We start from the raw sequence: 15,262 nt of genomic DNA on the forward strand, positions 1-15,262 counted from the left end.
TCGTCCCAGGCCATCCGGGCGCGGGACGATCCGGACCGTCAGTCGCCCGCCGCGAGGGTCCCGCGCTGGCGCGGATCGGCGGCGCCCGCCAGCAGCCCGTCGCCGGCCTGCACGGAGTTGGCCGAGCCGGAGGTCGCCCCGACGCGGACCGTGTGGCCGCGGGCCCGGAGCAGGGCCAGGGTGTCGGGGGAGAGGCCTTCCTCGGCCATCAGCACGTCCGGCTGCCACTGGTGGTGGATGCGCGGCGCGGCCACGGCCTCGGCGAGGTTCATGCGGAAGTCGAGCACGTTGACGATGACCTGCAGCACCGTCGAGATGATGCGGCTGCCGCCGGGGCTGCCCGTCACCAGGACGAGCCGCCCGTCGCGGAAGACGAAGGCGGGAGTCATCGAGGAGAGCGGCCGGGCGCCGGGCGAGACCGCGTTGGCGACGCTGCCGACGAGGCCGTAGGCGTTGAGGGCGCCGGGCTTGGCCGAGAAATCGTCCATCTCGTTGTTCAGGAGCACGCCCGTGCCCTCCGCCACGAGGCCGAGCCCGTAGGAGAAGTTCAGGGTCGTGGTGTTCGAGACCGCGTTGCCGGCGCCGTCGACCACCGAGAAATGCGTGGTCTGGTCGGATTCGAAGGGGAGGGGATCGCCGGCCCTGACCTCGGCGGCGGGCCGGGCGCGGGCGGGATCGATGCCGGCCCGCACCGTGGCCGCGTAGGACTTGGCGATCAGGCCCTCGATCGGCACCTGCGTGCGGGCGGGATCGCCGAGCCAGGTCGCGCGGTCGGCATAGGCCGGCTTCATCGCCTCGGCCAGGATGTGGAGGGCATCGGCGCTTCCCGAGCCCATGCGGGCGAGGTCGAAGCCTTCCAGCACGTTCAGGATCTCGATGAGGTGGATGCCGCCGGAGCTCGGCGGCGGCATCGAGGCGATGGCGTAGCCCCGGTAGGTGCCGCGCACGGGCTCGCGGAGCACCGGGCGATAGGCGGCCAGGTCCTCGGCCGTCATCACCCCGCCCGCGGCGCGCACGGCAGCGGCGATGCGCTCGGCGATGGCGCCCGTGTGGAAGGCGTCGGGACCGGATCTGGCGATGGCCGCCAGCGTGTCGGCGAGATCCGCCTGGATCAGCCGTTCGCCGCGCTGTAGGGGCCTGTCGCCGGCAAAAAAGATCTTTCGCGAGGATGGCCAGCGGCCGAGCAGGCCGGCGGCCCGGGGCAGCGAATCGGCGAGGCCCGATTCCACGGGGATGCCCTCGCGGGCCAGCGCCTCGGCCGGGGCGATCAGGTCGGCCAGGGTGAAGCGGCCCGAGCCGTAGAGCCGATGCGCCTCGGCCAGGCCCCGCACGGTGCCGGGCACGCCCACCGCCTTGCCGGTCCGGGTCGAGGCGGCGCGGTCGGGCTCGCCCTTGGGGTCGAGGAACATGTCGGAGCGGGCGGCGGCCGGGGCGGTCTCGCGGTAATCGAGGGCGATCGTCTCGTCGCCCGCCGCCCGGTGGATCATCATGAAGCCGCCACCGCCGAGGTTGCCGGCCCGCGGCAGGGTCACGGCGAGGGCGAAGCCCACCGCCACGGCGGCGTCGATGGCGTTGCCGCCGGCCCGCAGGATCGCGACGCCGACCCGTGTGGCGCGCGCCTCCTGCGAGGCGACCATGCCCCGGGCGCCGAGCACCGGCAGCAGGCGGGCATCGTCGGACTGGATCGGCGGCGGCTCGGGCGAGCCCGGTGTGGAGCCGGCGGTCCCTTGCGCGAAACCCGACCCGGTGGCGGCCAGGACCAGGGCGAGGGCGATGCGCGAGGGGGTCAGCCGCATGTCAGGCGCGTCCGTTGCCGCGGGGCGGGAGAGCGGGCGCGCCGTGATGACGCCCGGCGATCGACCAGTAGACGAGGCCCGAGGCCGCCCCGGTGAGGAACAGCACCGCGGTGATGCGCCCCTCCAGGGCCAGGGCCTCGGGACTCGCCCCGGTGCGCGACAGGCCGCGGGCGAGCCAGGGCACGGCGGCGGTGAGGAGGCCCGTCCCGGCACCGTACCAGGTGGCGGCGCGCCAGTTCAGGACGGCGCCGAGGACGGCCACCAGGACGGGCGGCACCACCAGGAGCACGAACAGTGCGCGGGCGATGGCGGCGAGGGCGAACAGCAGGGTCTCGGGGCCGATCCCGGAGGCGAGGTCCGTCAGCCCGGAGAACAGCCCGACGAGCCCGAGGCGGGACAGGGTCTCGCTGGTGGCCGGGTCGAGCAGCGCGCCGAGGGCCAGGACGGCCGCCCCGCAGGGGATCGCCAGGACCAGCGCGAGGCTCGCGATGAACAGGTCGCCGAGGAGACGCACCCGTCAGTCTTCGTCGCCGTCGTCGGCGCCCGCATAGACGCCCTCGGCGCCGATGCCGTCCTCCAGCATCATCCGGGCGCGGGCGCGCAGCTTCTCGGTCTCGCTCTTGAGCTGGCCGCAGGCGGCCAGGATGTCCCGGCCGCGAGGCGTCCGGACCGGGGACGCATAGCCGGCTTCGTAGACGATTTCCGAGAAGCGCTCGATGCGCTCCCAGTCCGAGCACTCGTAGGCGCTGCCCGGCCAGGGATTGAACGGGATCAGGTTGATCTTGGCCGGGATTCCCTTGAGCAGGCGCACCAGCTCGCGCGCGTCGGCGTCGGTGTCGTTGATGCCCTTGAGCATCACGTACTCGAAGGTGATGCGCCGGGCGTTGTTCAGGCCCGGATAGGCCCGGCAGGCGGCCAGCAGCTCGGCGAGCGGATACTTGCGGTTCAGGGGTACCAGCGTGTCGCGCAGGTCGTCGCGCACCGCGTGGAGCGAGATCGCCAGCATGGCATGGGCCTCGTCACCGAGGCGCTGCATCTGCGGCACCACGCCGGAGGTCGAGACGGTGATGCGCCGGCGCGAGAGGCCGAGGCCCTCCTGGTCGGCCATGACCCCGACGGCGTCGACGACGTTGTCGAGGTTGTAGAGGGGCTCGCCCATGCCCATGAAGACGATGTTGGTGACCTTGCGCCGGGTCTCGTCCTCGCCGGGGGCGGTCGGGTTCTGGCCGGCCCAGTCGTTGAGGTGGTCGCGGGCGACGACGAGCTGCGCCGTGATCTCGGCCGCCGTCAGGTTGCGCACGAGGCGTTGGGTGCCGGTGTGGCAGAACGAGCAGGTGAGGGTGCAGCCGACCTGGCTCGAGACGCAGAGGGTGCCGCGCCCGCGCCCCGGGATGTAGACGCACTCGATCTCGGCGCCGCGGTTGTGGTCGTGCTTGCCCATGGGGGCCATGCGCATCAGCCACTTGCGGGTGCCGTCGCGGGACACCTGCTCGGTGATCACCTCGGGCCGGTCGAGGGTGTAGGCGTCGGCGAGCTGAGCCTTCAGGCCCTTGCCGACATTGGTCATCTCGTCGAAGGCCTTGGCGCCGCGCACGTTGAGCCAGTGCCAGATCTGGCCGGAGCGCATGCGCTGCTCGCGCTCGGAGACGCCGATGGCGCCGAGCCGGGCCTTCAGCTGCTCGCGGGTGAGCCCCACCAGGGACGCGCGCCCGGGGGGCGGCGCCTGGTTTCCGGCCTGCGGCTCGAACTCCGGCAGCTTCTCGATTGCGGGAACGGCGCTCGCGTCGCGCCGGGCGGTGTCGAACGACGCCGTCGCCATGATCTGGATGAACCTTCGGACTTGGAATGGGTCCGGTATAGGGGATTCGGGTCCAAAACGCGAATGCGGGACGGGCTGCGCCGGACTCATGCGATCCGGCGCCGCCGCTTCGGGCTTCCGCCCGGATCGCCCGACGGGCCGGCCGGCGGGGACCGCCCGGCCGGCGATCGCCTATTGCGCCGGTTTGGCCTCGCTCGGCGGCGCGCCGGCAGCGGGATTCTCGGCAGCGGGATTTTCGGCGGGCGGCGCGGGCCGGAGGACGTTCTTGCTGATGCTGCCCTCCGGACCGTATTCCCCGGCCACCGCGATGCAGGCCTGCTCGCGGTTGAGCTGCATCTGGTTCGACATCAGGGCGAACATGGTCTGCACCCGTCCGCCGAACGGCCCGCGCGGACTGACGTCGGCGGCGCGCACGTTCTGCTTCTCGAGGAGGGCGTCGAACTCCTCCGTGCCGATGCGGTAGCCGCAGACATTGGCGGCGGCGAAGATGTAGGCGGCGAATTCGAGCGCCCGCGGCGAGGGCGCGTTGCGGATCTGGGCCTGCGCGGCCGGCGGCAGCGCGAGACAGGTGGCGAGGCAAGCGGCGAGGCCTGCGGCCAGCGGGGGACGAGCGGACATGCGTGGGGTTTCCTCAGGCGCGGAGGCTTCACGCTCCGCTTGCGCGCTGAGATAGGCCCCGGGCGTCCGGCGTCAAACGCCCGGCCTCAGCCGAGCCGGCCCAGCAGCCGGTCCATCAGCGGATTGTCCGGCGTGAAGGCGTAGTCGACCTTGCGCACGCTCACGGCGCCCGCCCCGGCCTTGACCAGGGCGTCGGCCAGATCGAACACCGCGTCGACCGGGCAGTGCAGCACCATCTCGCCGCGGCCCTCGGGCGCGCCGTAGGGCAGGGCGGCATCGTGCAGGGCGGCGATGCCGGCCAGGTCGATGTCGCCGTCGTCCGGCATGGCGGCACGGACCTCGCGGGTGGTGCGCGCACGCTCCTCCGCCTGGATGCGGCCGAGGACGGCGCGCAGCGCCCGGCGCTGCGGCTCGCCCCAGGGCGCGTTCAGGGAGGCGACGAGGTTCGCCTCCGAGCGCAGGATGATCCCGTCCTCCAGGATCTTCAGGGCGTTGGCGGCGAGCGTCGCCCCCGTGGTGGTGATGTCGACGATGATCTCGGCCGAGCCCGCGGCCGGCGCGCCCTCGGTGGCGCCCAGGCTCTCGACGATGCGGTAATCCGCGACCCCGTGCTCGGCGAAGAACCGGCGGGTGAGATTGACGTACTTCGTGGCGATGCGCAGGCGCTTGCCGTGGCGGACCCGCATCTCGGCGGCGACCTCGTCGAGGTCGCTCATGGCGCGGACGTCGATCCAGGCCTGGGGCACGGCCACGACCACGGTGGCCTGACCGAAACCGAGCGGCGTCAGGAGCTCGACCTGGCCGCGGGCGTCGGGCAGCGATTCGCGGATCAGGTCCTCGCCGGTGATGCCGAGATGGGCCGTGCCGCTGGCGAGCTGCGCCGCGATCTCGGAGGCCGAGAGGTAGCGCACCTCGACACCGGGCACGCCGACGAGTTTTCCGCGATAGTCGCGGGCGCCGGTGTTCTGGGCGAGCTTGAGGCCGGCCCGGGCGAAGAAGGCGGCGGCGTTCTCCTGCAGCCGGCCCTTGGACGGAACGGCGAGGACGAGGGAATCCGGTTCAGCCAACGGTCGCGTCCTTCTCGCTGGGAGCGTTCGCGGCGACCCGCGAGAGCCAGACGGCGCAGCCGACGGCGGGCACGGGCACGGGGCTTCCGAGATGCTGGAGCAGGCCGTCGTAGCGGCCGCCGCCCACCAGGGGCAGCTTCGGCGCACCCGGCGCCGTGCCCTCGAAGATGAACCCGGTGTAGTAGTCGAGGTTGCGCGCGAAGCCGCCGGAGAAGCGGAAGCGCTCCACGGCGAGGCCCCGGGCGGCCATGAAGCCGGTGCGCTCCTCGAACAGGTCGAGGGCCGCGTCGAGGGGCGGGTGGTCGAGGCCGGCCTCCTGTACCAGGGCCCGCACCGCGGCGGCGGCGCTGTCGGGGTCGCCCTCGATGGCGCGGTAGCGGTCGACGATGGCGCGGTTCTCGGGGTTGAGGCCTGAGCCGCCGCTCGCCTGCGCGGCGGCCTTGGCGAGGAAGCGCTCGGCGATCTCGCCGGCGCTGCGGCCGCCGACCCGCGAGATGCCGGCGATCGACAGCACGTCCTCCACGAAGGCGCGCACGCCGCCGGGATTCTGGCCCTGGATCGCCGCGAGGAGCCCCGCATGCGGGTCCTCGGTGCGCAGGCCGTTGGTGACCGCGTCGAGGGAGCGGCCGGCGGCCAGCGCCCGCAGGGTGCGGCGCTTGGCGGTGGGGGGCACGCCGAGGGCGTCGAGCAGGGCGTCGACGAGGCCCATGTCGCCGAGGCGGACGGCGACGTCGCTGCGCCCGAGCAGGGCGAGGCCCTCCAGGGCGAGGCCGATCACCTCGGCATCGGCGGCCGGCGTGTCGGTGCGCCCGACCGACTCGATGCCGGCCTGGAGGAACTCGTCAGGCTCGTCGCCGGCCAGCCGGAAGACCGGCCCGAGATAGCTGTAATCGGCGCCCTGCGGGGCGGACGGCGAGGGCGCCGAGAATTTCGGGGCGTGCGCGAGGTGGTGGCGGCAGACCGGAATCGTGAATTCCGGCCGCAGGCAGAGCTCGCTGCCCGAGGCGTCCTGGGTCACGAAGATGCGCCGGCGGATGTCCTCGCCCGACAGTTCGAGGAACGGCTCCGCCGGCTGCAGCACCGGCGGCGTCACCGCGCCGTAGCCGGCCTCCTGGAAATGCGCGAGCAGGCGCAGGTGGTCCTGCGATCGTTCCCCCGCGGTGCCCGCGCCTGCCTCCGGTCTCGTCATCGTCTCGCCTGCCGCCTCGTCGCGGGCTCTAGTAGCAACCGGGCCTGCGCTTGGCGATGGCTTTTGGCGACGGCCTCCGGCCGGGGCGCCTAGACCCAGCCCTGCAATTCGCGCCGCACCACGGTCTCGATCACCGTCATGCCGAGGTCGCTGTCGTTCAGGCAGGGGATGTAGGCGAATTGCTCGCCGCCATTGTCCTCGAAGTAGTGGCGGTTCTCGCCGTCGAGCTCCTCCAGGGTCTCGAGGCAGTCGGCGGTGAAGCCGGGCGCCACGATCGCCATGCGCTTGACGCCGCTCTTGGCGAGGGTCTGCACGGTCTCGTCGGTGTAGGGCCGCAGCCATTCCTCGTTGCCGAAGCGCGACTGGAAGGTGGTGCGCATCCGCTCGGTCGAGAAGCCCAGCGCCTCGCGGATCAGGCGCCCGGTCTTCACGCACTGGCAATGGTAGGGGTCGCCCTTCAGGAGGTAGCTCTTGGGCACCCCGTGGAACGAGGTCAGGATCACCTCGGGCTCGAAATCGAGCTTGGCCAGGCCCTCACGGATCGAGGTCGCCATCGCTTCGATGTAGACCGGGTCGTCGTGATAGGGCGGCGAGACGCGCACGGTCGGCTGCCAGCGCATCTGCATCAGGGCCTTGAAGGCCTGGTCGCAGGCGGTGGCCGAGGTCGCGGCGGCGTATTGGGGATAGAGCGGCACCAGCAGGATGCGGTCGCAGCCCTGGTCGAGCAGGGCCTGGATCCGCACGGAGACCTCCGGCTTGCCGTAGCGCATGGCCCAATCGACCACGACCGAATCACCCATGGCCGCCTGCAGGCGCTCGGCCTGGCCGCGGGTGATGGTCTTGAGAGGGCCCTCGTCCCGCTCGTTGTTCCACACGCTGGCATAGTCGCGGCCCTTCGGCCCCGGGCGCTTGGTCAGGATGACGAGGTTGAGGAGCGGCCACCAGATCAGGCGCGGGACCTCGATCACCCGGCGGTCCGAGAGGAACTCCTTGAGGTAGCGGCGCATCGGCCAGTAGCTCGTACCTTCCGGCGTTCCGAGATTCATCAGGAGGACGCCGACCCGGCCCCAGCGCACCGGCGGATGCTCGGACGGCAGGGGCGCGCCCTGCGGCACGCCCGCCTGGGTCGGGAGCGACAGGCCGTCCTGCGGGAGCGGCGGTGCGACGCGTTCGTTCATCGGGTTTCCGTATCGCTCTGGAGGGGAGCGCTTGAGAGCGGCGGGTTCACAAAGGTTGTGTCGTGGGGGATATCTATCTAGAGCACGGAGCCTTCCAGCGATCACACGATGGATGAAGGCGCGACATGCCGTCTCCCCGGTACTTCCTCAACCACTTCATGCCCTTCACGGGCTATCCCTATACGGGGGGGCCGACCGCCTGCAATCTCTGCGGCTCGGCGGAATCCGTGGTGGTGGCCGAGAGCGACCGCCGGCTGAAGACCCTGCGCTCGATCGCCTGCCGCCAGTGCGGCCTCATCCGCACCGATCCGATGCCGACACCGGCCGAGCTCGCGGACTACTACGCCACCGCCTACCGGGCCGACTACCAGCTCGCCTTCGCGGGCGGCCCGCCGCGGGTCCACCTCAAGCGCTCGGCCCGCGAGGCCGCCTTCCGCACCGGGCTCCTGGCACCCAAGCTGAAGCCCGGCGCCCGGGTGCTCGATTTCGGCTCGGGCTCGGGCGAGTTCCTGGCCGAGGTCCGCGCGAAGGGTTGCGAGGCGATCGGCATCGAGCCGGGGCGGGACTACGCCAACTATGCCCGCACCCACCACGGCGTCGAGGTTCTGGACGATGCCGATGACGAGCGCTTCCCCGAGGCGCATTTCGACGTCATCACCACCCGGCACGTGCTGGAGCACCTGCGCGATCCGGCCGACGTGATGGAGCGCCTGTCGCGCTGGCTGAAGCCGGACGGCGTGCTCTTCGCCGCCGTGCCCGACATGGCCACCACCGGCAAGCCCGCGCACGAGCGCTTCCACTTCGCCCATGTCCACGGCTTCGTGCGCGAGACCTTCGACCTCACCGCCCGCCGGGCCGGCCTCGTGCCGCATCCGGACTATCCGCGCGAGAACACCGCGGTGGTCTACGCCAAGACCGACGCCCCGCCCGTGACCCTGGCCAATCCCGGGCTCGCCGAGCGTCTGGCCGTGGAGCTGAAACCGATGCCGCCCGCCGTCTTCCTGGCCTCCGGCGCCTGGCTCTGGCCGATGGTCCGCCGCAACGCCAAGGCGGTGCGCGATACCTTCGTGTCGCGCTGAAGCGGCCGCGGAACCCTGACACGGGGGCCGGACCCTCGCACGGCGGCGGCCGGCCGTCGTAGGCCCTTCGCGAACGGCGTCCTAGAACACGGGATCGGGCGGCGGCATCCGGCCGCCCGCCCGACGCCTGAGACGCCGCCGTGACGAACGCTCCCTCGACGAATCCTGACACAACGAATCCTCGCACAACGAATCTTGCCGGACCGGTTCCGAACCGGCGCCAGACCCTCGCCCTCGGGGCGGGTCTCGCCGTCGCTCTGGGCAGCCCGGCCGAGGCCGCGCCCGCGACGGCACCCGACCCGACCTTCACGCTCCTTCTCGTCAACGACCTCTACCAGATGGCCGAGGTCGACGGCCGGGGCGGCTTCGCGCGCCTCGCCGCCATCGTGAAGGCCGAGCGCGCCCGGGGCGTGCCGATGCTCTATGCCCATGCGGGCGACACCCTCTCGCCGTCGCTGCTGTCGGGCTTCGACCGCGGCGCTCACATCGTCGAGCTCCTCAACCGCGCGCCGCCCGACGTGTTCGTGCCGGGCAACCACGAGTTCGATTTCGGCCCGGCGACCTTCGCCCAGCGCATGGGCGAGGCGAGCTTCCCGGTCCTGGCGGCCAACCTGCGCGACGGGGCCGGCCGGCCCCTGGCGGGCCTGCGCGACCGGATGGTGGTGACCCTCGGGGGCATCCGGGTCGGCGTGGTGGGAATCGCCCTGGCGAGCACGCCCGAGAAATCGCAGGCGGGCGACCTGCGCTTTTTCCCCGAGATCGAGACCCTGGCCCGCGAGGTCCAGGTCCTGCGGGAGGAGGGCGTCGACCTCGTGGTGGGCGTCTGCCACACGGCCCGGCCGACGGACGACGCCATCGTGGCCGCCCGCCTCGTCGACATCCTGCTCTCGGGCCACGACCACGATCTCGTGGTGCGCTACGACGGCCAGACCGTGATGGCGGAATCGAGCTTCGACGCCCATTACGTCACCGCCATCGACGTCACCGCGACGGTGACCGGGACGGGGCGGGACCGCCGGGTGGCGTGGCGCCCGAGCTTCCGCATCCACGACTCCGCCCAGGTCACCCCCGACCCCGAGACCCTGGCGGTGGTGCAGCGCCTGCAGAGCGAGCTGTCGCGGGAGCTCGACGTGCCGGTGGGCGTGACCCGCGCGCCCCTCGACAGCCGCATCGCCACGGTGCGGGTCCGCGAGGCGAGCTTCGGCAGCCTGGTCGCGGACGCCATGCGGGCCGCCACCGGGGCGCAGGTCGCGATCACCAACGGCGGCGGCATCCGGGGCAACCGGCTCTATCCGGCCGGCACGACCCTGACCCGGCGCGACATCCTCACCGAGCTGCCCTTCGGCAACACGATCGTGCTGGTGTCGCTGACGGGCGCGCGCCTCCGCGCCCTCCTCGAAGGGGCGCTCGCCGACTGGGGGCGCCCGGCGGGGCGCTTCCCCCAGGTCTCCGGCCTCGTGGTCACCCTCGATCCCGCCGCGCCGGTGGGCAAGCGGATCCTGGCGCTGAGCGCGGACGGCGTGCCCGTCGAATCCGACGCGACCTTTACGGTGGCGTCGAACAACTTCCTGTACGACGGGGGCAACGGCTACGGCGACCTCGCCCGCGGCCGGACCCTGATCGGCCGGACCGACGGCCAGCTCGTGGCCAACGCGGTGATGGCCTATATCCGTGCCAACGCCCCGCTCCCCGCCCCCGCGGAGGGCCGCATCCTGGTCCGCTGATGCCCGAGACGCCCGTCGCCGACGCCCTCGCCCGCTTCCGGAGATGCGGCTCGTCCTGGCTCGCCCTGCCGTTCTTCGAAGACGGCGCCGCCGAGGCGGTGGCCGCCCGGGTCGATGCCCGCATCGCGGCCGGCGCCACGGTGCTGCCGGCCCCGGAGAACATCTTCAACGCCCTCGCGCTCACACCCCTCGAGCGGGTGAAGGTCGTCATCCTCGGACAGGACCCCTATCCGACGCCGGGCGACGCCAACGGCCTCGCCTTCTCGTATGTGGGCCCGCGCCGACTTCCGGCCTCGCTCAAGGTGATCCTGGCCGAGCTCGCCGAACCGGGCGCGCCGCCGGCCAGACCCCGGACGGGCGATCTCACGCCCTGGGCCGGGCAGGGCGTGCTCCTGCTCAACGCCGCCCTCACGGTGGAGGCCGGCAAGGCCGGGGCGCACCTGCGTTACGGCTGGTCGGCCCTGACCGACCAGGCGGTGGCGGCGGTCTCGGCCCGTCCGCAGCCGGCGGTGTTCCTGCTCTGGGGCGCACAGGCGCGCGCCCGCGCCGCCCTGGTCGATGCCGGCCGCCACGGCATCGTGGCATGCGGCCATCCCTCGCCGCTCAACCGGGCGCGGGACTTTCCCGGCTCGCGCCCCTTCGACGCGGCCGATGCCTGGCTGTCCGCCCACGGCGTCACTCCGATCGACTGGCAGCTCGGCTGAGACCGGGAACGTCCGGTCCGGACCCGGCCTCAGAGCGGACCCTGCTTGGCGAATTCCGAGAACACCGCCCGCAGGACCTTCAGCCGGTCCTCGTAGGATTGCCTCAGGCAGGCGACGTCGGCGGCGCAGGCGCGGCGCTCGGTGAGCCAGGTCTCCTGGTCCTCGCGCAGTTTCGCGTTGCCGCCCATCGGCAGCATCGCCCGCAGGATCTCGAAACGGGTCGCCATCTCCACGTCGAGGTCGTTCAGGGACAGGTGGGCGCAGATCGCCTTCTCGTCGGCGGTCTCCGCCTTCTCGCAGGAGAAGCTCGCCGCCTGCGCCGAGCCGGCCGCGAGGACGGGGAGCACGACACCGAGCAGCGGGCGGAGAAACGTCACCATGGATCAGGCCTCGCGAGGGCGGGAGGAACGTCAGATGCCGAGCCAGCCCCGCGCCCGCAGACGGGCCAGGAGCGGCAGCAGCGGCAGGCCGAGGATGGTGGAATGCTCGCCCGCGACCGCCGCGAACAGGTGGATGCCGAGGCCCTCGAGCTGGTAGCCGCCGACGCTGGAGCACACCCGCTCGGGTCCGGCGAGATCGACATAGGCGGCGATCGCCGCGGCATCGAGGGGCCGCATGGTCAGCTGCGCGGTCTCGACGAAGGTCTCGACCACGGCGCCGTCGACGGCCAGGGCCACCGCCGCGCGCAGCGCATGGGTCCGGCCCGCGAGGGCGCCGATCTGGGCGCGGGCGGCGGCGAGGTCCGCCGGCTTGTGGAACAGGGTGCCGTCGCATTCGAGGACCTGATCCGCACCGACCACCACGCGCTCGGGCCGGCGGGCCGCCACGGCCGAAGCCTTGGCCTCGGCCAGCCGGCGGGCCAGGGCCTCGGGCGGGAGACCGGCGCAGGCCGCCTCCACCGCCCGCTCGTCGATGCCCGGGCTCTCGGTGTCGACGGCAAGGCCCGCGCTCGCGAGAAGCGCGCGCCGGGTGGCGCTGGTGGAGGCGAGGAGGAGGGGCCGGCTTCCGCGCCAGGGCGAGGCGGGCATCGGGCGGCTCGGGCCACTCACGAGGCGATGAATTTCAGGCGGTGCTCGCGGTGCAGGTCGAGGATGGCGGCGGCCGTCTCCTCGATCGAGCGCCGGGTCACGTCGATGGTCGGCCAGCGGTGCTTGGCGCAGAGCCGCCGGCAGGCGGCGATCTCGTCGGCTACGGCGCTGCGGTCGACGTAGAGGGAGGAATCGTCGGCCTTCAGGCTGAGGAGGCGGTTCTGGCGGATCTGGACGATGCGCTCCGGGCTGGCGAGGAGCCCGACCAGGAGCGGCTTGCGCGCCGTCTCCAGGCTCTCGGGCAGGGGCATGCCCGGCACCAGGGGGAAGTTCGCGGTCTTCAGGCCGCGATTGGCGAGGTAGATCGCCGTCGGGGTCTTCGAGGTGCGGCTGACGCCGATCAGGATCACGTCGGCCTCGTCCACGTCGAGGGGCAGGTTGCCGTCGTCGTGCAGGAGCGTGAAGTTCATCGCGTCGATGCGCTTGAAGTACTCGGCGTTGAGCATGTGCTGCGCGCCGGGCCGGGCCGTCGAATCCGCCCCGAGATAGGATTGCAGCAGGGCGTGCACCGGCTGCAGCACCGAGAGGCAGGGCGAGCCGGTCTCGCGGCAGGCCGCCTCCAGCCGCTCGGTGAGATCGTGGCCGACCAGGGTGTAGAGCACGAGGCCCGGCGCGGCCTCGATCTCGGAGATCACCCGCTCGAGCTGCGGGCCGGAGCGCACCAGGGGATAGACATGCTCGATCGCCGAGACGCCCTCGTACTGGGCGGCGGCCGCGCGGCCCACGTTGATGAGCGTCTCGCCGGTGGAATCCGAGACGAGGTGCAGGTGAAAATAGCTACGGCTCATCGAGAGGCAGTCTCCTCCGGCCCGGCGGAGAGGATCCATGACGGCGCGCCGCAGGGTCTTGTCCACCGGGCTCGGTCAGGGGAGTCGATAAGGGTGGATAAGCCGGCTTGCCCGAACGGTCCAGCGGCTGACCGAGCCGGCTTGTCGACTCCGGCGTCAACACGCGATCACACCGGCGCGATTCCCGCGCGGTTTTGGGAGAATCCGGGACCGAGCCCCCCTCGCCAGCGGCCGGGCATGGGCAAGGCACTGTAGGCCATCACCTATCCGGGACATTGGACCCAATCCGTTAAAGCCTGATTAACGCCGCGACCGCGGGGACGCCCTGTGGACGGTTTCTCGCTCCCGTCATCCGCCCCTCTAAAAGAAAAAACAGAGTCCTAGAATCTCTCTTTCCTTTTAGAGAGCCGGTGTGGGGACGAGTGCGGAAGCCCCCTTCCGGGACCCGAGCGAGAGCAGGAGGTTTCAAGCGAAAGGGATTTCGGAGGGAAGGGTTTTCGAGAGGAGGACATCCGACGCTTCGGTGCTACATACCGGCCCTCAGGGAACGGGACGTCGGAGATCGGATGAGCCAGGCAGTTGCAGGGGACCGCGTTCCAGGGGATCGAGCGGTCCTGCGGGTTCTCGCGGGCGAAGCCCTGCCCCGTCCCCCCGCCTGGATGATGCGCCAAGCCGGGCGCTACCTGCCGGAATATCGCGAGGTTCGGGCGAAGGCCGGCTCCTTCCTCGACCTCTGCTACAATCCCGACTTCGCCACCGAGGTCACGCTGCAGCCGATCCGGCGCTTCGGCTTCGAGGCCTCGATCCTGTTCTCCGACATCCTGGTGATCCCGGACGCGCTGGGCCAGAACGTCCGCTTCGTGGAGGGCGAGGGGCCGCGACTCGACGCCATGGCCGGCCGGGCCGAGTTCGAGCGCCTGCGCGAGGCCGGCGATCCGGCGATCTTCGCGCATCTCGAACCCGTCTTCGAGACGGTGCGGCGCCTGCGCGCCGAGCTCCCCCACGAGACCACGCTGCTGGGCTTCTGCGGCGCGCCCTGGACGGTGGCGAGCTACATGATCGGCGGTCGCGGCACGCCGGACCTCGCCCCCGCCCGCGCGCTGGCCCGGCACGACACCGCCCTGGTGGAGGCGCTGATCGACCGCCTCGTCACGGTGCAGACCGAGTACCTCGTGCGCCAGCTCAAGGCCGGGGCCGACGCGGTGCAGATCTTCGAGTCCCATGCCGGCGCGCTGCCCGATGCGCGCGGCGCCGGCGAGACCAGCGAGGCGGCCGTCAACGAGGTCGCCGAGAGCGCGCTGCCCGAATCCGCGGAGCGCGACGCCCTGACCCGCTGGTCGCTCCAGCCCATCGCCCGGATGATCGCCGGGGTCCGCGCCCGGGTGCCGGGGGCCAGGATCATCGTGTTCGCCCGCGGTTCCGGCCTCGACGGCCATGCCCGCGTGGTGCCCGAGACCGCCGCCGACGCGGTCGGCGTCGACTGGTCGGTGGACCTCAAGGCCCTGCGCGACCGGGTGCCCGCCACGACGGTGACCCAGGGCAACGTCCATCCCGAGACGCTGATCGAGGGCGGGGCGGCCCTCGACGCGGCGGTGGACGGGGTGCTCGCCGCCACCGAAGGCCTGCCGCATATCTTCAACCTCGGCCACGGCATCACCCCGCAGACCCCGATCGCCCATGTCGAGCGCATGCTCGCCCGGCTGCGGGGCTGAGGCGGCGGTGGACAGCCTCTATCCCTGGCTCAAGGCCGGGCACCTCGTCGCGCTGATCTCCTGGATGGCGGCGATGCTCTACCTGCCGCGCCTGTTCGTCTATCACGCCTCCCTGGCGCCGGGGCCGCACGCGGCGGCCCAGTCCGAGACCTTCAAGGTCATGGAGCGGCGGCTGCTGAAGGCGATCATGACCCCGGCGATGATCGCCACCTGGATCTTCGGGCTGATCCTCGCCTGGATGAGCGGCTACTACGCCGCCGGCTGGCTCCAGGCGAAGGTCGTCCTGGTGCTCGCCATGAGCGGCATCCACGGCTGGCTCGCCCGGATGGTCAAGGACTTCGCCGCCGACCGGAACACCCGCGGCCACAAGTTCTACCGCATCCTCAACGAGGTGCCGACGCTCCTCATGATCCTGATCGTGATCCTGGCCGCCGTGAAGCCGAGTTTCGGATGAGGGCCGTCGCCCTTCTTCCCGGGATCACAGGACGACGGGATGCGGT

The 15,262-nt window shown here is 72.1% G+C and carries 15 protein-coding genes; 5 read left to right on the forward strand and 10 right to left on the reverse strand.

Annotated features, from left to right (window positions below; all coding sequences use genetic code 11):
* Positions 1-38: 38 nt before the first annotated feature.
* From ggt to hemH, 7 genes are all read right to left on the reverse strand, one after another.
* Positions 39-1,796, reverse strand: coding sequence for a gamma-glutamyltransferase (gene ggt / locus ASF49_RS11390; RefSeq protein ID WP_082511146.1), 1,758 nt, complete (start codon positions 1,794-1,796; stop codon positions 39-41).
* A 1-nt stretch (position 1,797) separates the two neighbouring features.
* A complete protein-coding gene (locus ASF49_RS11395) occupies positions 1,798-2,310 on the reverse strand; it encodes a hypothetical protein (protein ID WP_056472379.1) in 513 nt (170 codons plus the stop codon).
* Between the two features lie 3 nt (positions 2,311-2,313).
* Entirely contained in the window at positions 2,314-3,615 is a 1,302-nt protein-coding gene (gene rlmN, locus ASF49_RS11400) for a 23S rRNA (adenine(2503)-C(2))-methyltransferase RlmN (protein ID WP_056472381.1), read from the reverse strand.
* Between the two features lie 171 nt (positions 3,616-3,786).
* Positions 3,787-4,233, reverse strand: coding sequence for a hypothetical protein (locus ASF49_RS11405; RefSeq protein WP_056472383.1), 447 nt, complete (start codon positions 4,231-4,233; stop codon positions 3,787-3,789).
* Positions 4,234-4,319: 86 nt separating this feature from the next.
* Positions 4,320-5,300, reverse strand: a complete 981-nt coding sequence (gene hisG / locus ASF49_RS11410) for an ATP phosphoribosyltransferase (protein WP_056472386.1) — start codon at positions 5,298-5,300, stop codon at positions 4,320-4,322.
* A complete protein-coding gene (locus tag ASF49_RS11415) occupies positions 5,293-6,489 on the reverse strand; it encodes an ATP phosphoribosyltransferase regulatory subunit (protein ID WP_056472389.1) in 1,197 nt (398 codons plus the stop codon). The genes hisG and ASF49_RS11415 overlap by 8 nt, the downstream gene beginning before the upstream one ends.
* An 89-nt stretch (positions 6,490-6,578) precedes the next feature.
* Complete coding sequence (gene hemH, locus ASF49_RS11420) at positions 6,579-7,667, reverse strand: ferrochelatase (protein ID WP_056472392.1); 1,089 nt, start codon at positions 7,665-7,667, stop codon at positions 6,579-6,581.
* Positions 7,668-7,792: 125 nt separating this feature from the next.
* On the opposite strand from hemH, the gene ASF49_RS11425 reads away from it, so the two are divergent.
* From ASF49_RS11425 to ASF49_RS11435, 3 genes are all read left to right on the forward strand, one after another.
* Positions 7,793-8,746 (forward strand): class I SAM-dependent methyltransferase, encoded by a 954-nt coding sequence (locus tag ASF49_RS11425; RefSeq protein ID WP_056472395.1) that lies wholly within the window; start codon positions 7,793-7,795, stop codon positions 8,744-8,746.
* A 257-nt stretch (positions 8,747-9,003) separates the two neighbouring features.
* A complete protein-coding gene (locus ASF49_RS11430) occupies positions 9,004-10,470 on the forward strand; it encodes a bifunctional metallophosphatase/5'-nucleotidase (RefSeq protein WP_056472774.1) in 1,467 nt (488 codons plus the stop codon).
* A complete protein-coding gene (locus ASF49_RS11435) occupies positions 10,470-11,174 on the forward strand; it encodes a uracil-DNA glycosylase (protein WP_056472397.1) in 705 nt (234 codons plus the stop codon). The genes ASF49_RS11430 and ASF49_RS11435 overlap by 1 nt, the downstream gene beginning before the upstream one ends.
* A gap of 29 nt (positions 11,175-11,203) precedes the next feature.
* Here the strand turns inward: ASF49_RS11435 and ASF49_RS11440 are convergent, their stop codons facing one another.
* Genes ASF49_RS11440 through ASF49_RS11450 form a run of 3 tightly spaced genes read right to left on the reverse strand, consistent with a single transcriptional unit; the run spans position 11,204 to position 13,050 of the window.
* On the reverse strand, positions 11,204-11,554 hold the full coding sequence (locus ASF49_RS11440) for a lysozyme inhibitor LprI family protein (RefSeq protein ID WP_056472400.1): 351 nt from the start codon (positions 11,552-11,554) through the stop codon (positions 11,204-11,206).
* 30 nt (positions 11,555-11,584) lie between these two features.
* Complete coding sequence (locus ASF49_RS11445) at positions 11,585-12,202, reverse strand: Maf family protein (protein WP_056472404.1); 618 nt, start codon at positions 12,200-12,202, stop codon at positions 11,585-11,587.
* Between the two features lie 17 nt (positions 12,203-12,219).
* Positions 12,220-13,050, reverse strand: coding sequence for a pyruvate, water dikinase regulatory protein (locus ASF49_RS11450; RefSeq protein ID WP_056472779.1), 831 nt, complete (start codon positions 13,048-13,050; stop codon positions 12,220-12,222).
* Positions 13,051-13,616: 566 nt separating this feature from the next.
* Between ASF49_RS11450 and ASF49_RS11455 the strand changes: the two genes are divergently transcribed.
* The gene (locus ASF49_RS11455; protein WP_056472407.1) at positions 13,617-14,762 is read left to right on the forward strand and encodes a uroporphyrinogen decarboxylase family protein; all 1,146 of its coding nucleotides are present in this window, start codon (positions 13,617-13,619) and stop codon (positions 14,760-14,762) included.
* 7 nt (positions 14,763-14,769) lie between these two features.
* Entirely contained in the window at positions 14,770-15,216 is a 447-nt protein-coding gene (gene hemJ, locus ASF49_RS11460) for a protoporphyrinogen oxidase HemJ (protein WP_272481502.1), read from the forward strand.
* The last annotated feature ends 46 nt before the right edge of the window (positions 15,217-15,262 follow it).

Origin of the sequence: Methylobacterium sp. Leaf104 (assembly GCF_001422885.1) — a bacterium.
Taxonomy (GTDB): Bacteria; Pseudomonadota; Alphaproteobacteria; order Rhizobiales; family Beijerinckiaceae; genus Methylobacterium.

Excerpts from the sequence above, each read along its gene's own strand:
- ASF49_RS11425 (WP_056472395.1), top strand. The coding sequence starts at position 7,793 with ATGCCGTCTCCCCGGTACTTCCTCAACCACTTCATGCCCTTCACGGGC.
- ASF49_RS11445 (WP_056472404.1), bottom strand. The coding sequence starts at position 12,202 with ATGCCCGCCTCGCCCTGGCGCGGAAGCCGGCCCCTCCTCCTCGCCTCC.
- hemH (WP_056472392.1), bottom strand. The coding sequence starts at position 7,667 with ATGAACGAACGCGTCGCACCGCCGCTCCCGCAGGACGGCCTGTCGCTC.
- ASF49_RS11405 (WP_056472383.1), bottom strand. The coding sequence starts at position 4,233 with ATGTCCGCTCGTCCCCCGCTGGCCGCAGGCCTCGCCGCTTGCCTCGCC.
- ggt (WP_082511146.1), bottom strand. The coding sequence starts at position 1,796 with ATGCGGCTGACCCCCTCGCGCATCGCCCTCGCCCTGGTCCTGGCCGCC.
- rlmN (WP_056472381.1), bottom strand. The coding sequence starts at position 3,615 with ATGGCGACGGCGTCGTTCGACACCGCCCGGCGCGACGCGAGCGCCGTT.
- ASF49_RS11415 (WP_056472389.1), bottom strand. The coding sequence starts at position 6,489 with ATGACGAGACCGGAGGCAGGCGCGGGCACCGCGGGGGAACGATCGCAG.
- ASF49_RS11435 (WP_056472397.1), top strand. The coding sequence starts at position 10,470 with ATGCCCGAGACGCCCGTCGCCGACGCCCTCGCCCGCTTCCGGAGATGC.
- ASF49_RS11455 (WP_056472407.1), top strand. The coding sequence starts at position 13,617 with ATGAGCCAGGCAGTTGCAGGGGACCGCGTTCCAGGGGATCGAGCGGTC.
- ASF49_RS11440 (WP_056472400.1), bottom strand. The coding sequence starts at position 11,554 with ATGGTGACGTTTCTCCGCCCGCTGCTCGGTGTCGTGCTCCCCGTCCTC.
- ASF49_RS11450 (WP_056472779.1), bottom strand. The coding sequence starts at position 13,050 with ATGAGCCGTAGCTATTTTCACCTGCACCTCGTCTCGGATTCCACCGGC.